Here is a 2,222-nt window from a genome sequence, read left to right as displayed (position 1 = left end):
GTTCCTATAATATATACATTATCAGGAATATAGAATTTGTCTTTTTCAGACTCCATATTTGAATACTGTGTTTTTACTGCTCCAGCAATCCCTCTATAACTAGGATCTATTGAAAAAAACAATTCTCCAAATATCTTTGAAATTTCTCCTCTATTTATTTCATCAATTACAAAGATATACTTTTTATGATTATCACCATATTTAATGTGATTTTCATGTTTTCCCATCTTTTTATCTGAAGAATTGCTACTTTGAGCCACTATAGCTTGCTCACAAAACATTTTGAATATTCCTGATTTTAAATCAAACCCCATAGTTCCATCATGAGATATAACAGGTCTAATGCCTTCAACAAAATCAGTATAATCATAATTGGGATGAAATTGAACAAACTCAAATTGTTCTGAAGACTCTAAATCTTCATTAGAAGTCCCTATCATATTACAAGCTATTGCTTTCGCTAGATAACTCTTACCTGTTCCAGGCGCACCCCTTAGTATGAGATTTTTAGACTTTAATAATTTATCTGTTAATTCTTTAACTACTCCACTTTCTATCATAGGCGCCACCTCAATTTTGTAACTCTTATAATCATCATAAAATTGCTTGAAATATTCATTGGGAGGATTATCAGAAAAAAGGTCCATTTCTGCAATACTATAAGTTTGTTCCGTTTCTTGCTCTTTTTGTGCTTCTTCATCCCATAAAGTAAATCGAACGGCAGTCATGTTATAATTTTCAAAAGTTGTTCTAATGGTTACCCATCTTGAATTCGAACCTTTATAACACATATATGGAATTTTACCGCTTCCATTACCATTTTTCCTGCCATATTGTCCACTACTAAATAGATGGATATGAAATTCGACATCATTAATTAACACAGAGTTAAAGTCTTTAATTTTAGTGATTTTCACCTCATCAAGACCTTCATGTTTTATTTCAGTACTTTTGTCATTACTCGTAATATTAATTTGACTTTGTTCTACAAAATTTCTAAATAGATTTTTGAACAATTGATATTTATTATATTGTGCTTTTGATATATCTTGATAAAATTGATCAAGATTTTTCCCGTTTTCTTTATATTTAGCAACTAACTGTTCATAATCATTCAACACTTTCATAATATCACTTTCTATTACTGATGAATCAGGCATATCATTAATATAATATTCAAAACCACTAATAGTAGTTTTTTCATAATCTTTGCCTAATAACGTCTCAGATTTTAAATCAATATCAACAAGTTCACTTTCTGGAGAATCCAATATTTCATAAATTGATTTTGATACTTTTGCTATGTCTTGTTTTCGTAATTTTTTTTCTTTAAAATAATTAGCAGCTTGATTTAAAGTCAAGTATACTCTTTCACCATCTGCACTAAATAAAAAAACAATATAAAAACCTTGACTAGCTTGCTCTGTTACTTCTTTATTCATAATAGCAAGCCAAGGTATAGAGGCAAATTGACCATTGCCGATGCTACCCTCAATTTTAAAACCATTTAGTTCTTCTATTTTTTTTAGTTCTTCGACCATCTTATTTTTTACTAAATTTCCTACCGGTGCTCCCTTGAATTTACCTGATTTTTTTTCTTTAAAGTATGTATTACCTATCTCTTTAATTAAATTTGATAAAGTCATTAATAATTACTCCTATTCATAAGCCAAAAAGCTTGTGTTATTTATTACTAGATACAATGAAATTATATTTTTTAATCATAGTATTGAAGCAAATAGCATAAACTCTCAAAATTTTTAAATTATTTTACATTAAGTTTTAATTAAAATTATTTCATGGAGTTATTGACAATGATTTAACGTAATTATTGTATTGAACAAATGGCATTATTTAATTTTATCGATCTTTTTAATAGATAAATTGTTGGCCAAAGTATTGTTAAGTATAAAATCACTAAGTTAGTAACAAAAACTATCAGTATATTTCAACTTGACCTGCAATATTTGCAGTGTTTCTACTTGCAATGGAAAAAATCGTAATAAAGATATTGACATATCAATACTTAAATTATTAAAAGCAAATCTAATAGATAAATTTTTCAAAGTCATCAATGCTTTTTAAAGCTTCTTGTAATTTTTTTCTTTTCACCAATGATACATAGATTGCACAAGCTTCTGCTTGGCAGTTAAATGAACGTTTGGGGTTAAATTCTATATCTGTGAACGCTTCATATTCAAGAATTTCTTTGGCAACTTCTG

The 2,222-nt window shown here is 28.0% G+C and carries 2 protein-coding genes; both read right to left on the bottom strand.

Annotation, left to right across the window (positions count from 1 at the left end; translation table 11 throughout):
* Positions 1–1,646, bottom strand: a 1,646-nt coding sequence (locus tag CD150_RS10810) for an MrcB family domain-containing protein (protein ID WP_103161578.1), incomplete at its 3' end; no start/stop codon positions are given.
* Between the two features lie 400 nt (positions 1,647–2,046).
* The coding region (locus tag CD150_RS14005) for a DarT1-associated NADAR antitoxin family protein (RefSeq protein WP_438829865.1) at positions 2,047–2,222 on the bottom strand (176 nt) is incomplete at its 5' end.

This window comes from Staphylococcus ureilyticus (genome assembly GCF_002902235.1).
In the GTDB taxonomy this organism is placed as follows: domain Bacteria; phylum Bacillota; class Bacilli; order Staphylococcales; family Staphylococcaceae; genus Staphylococcus; species Staphylococcus ureilyticus.
Note: the sequence above shows the minus strand (reverse complement) of the source record. Positions and strands in the feature narration are given on the sequence as shown.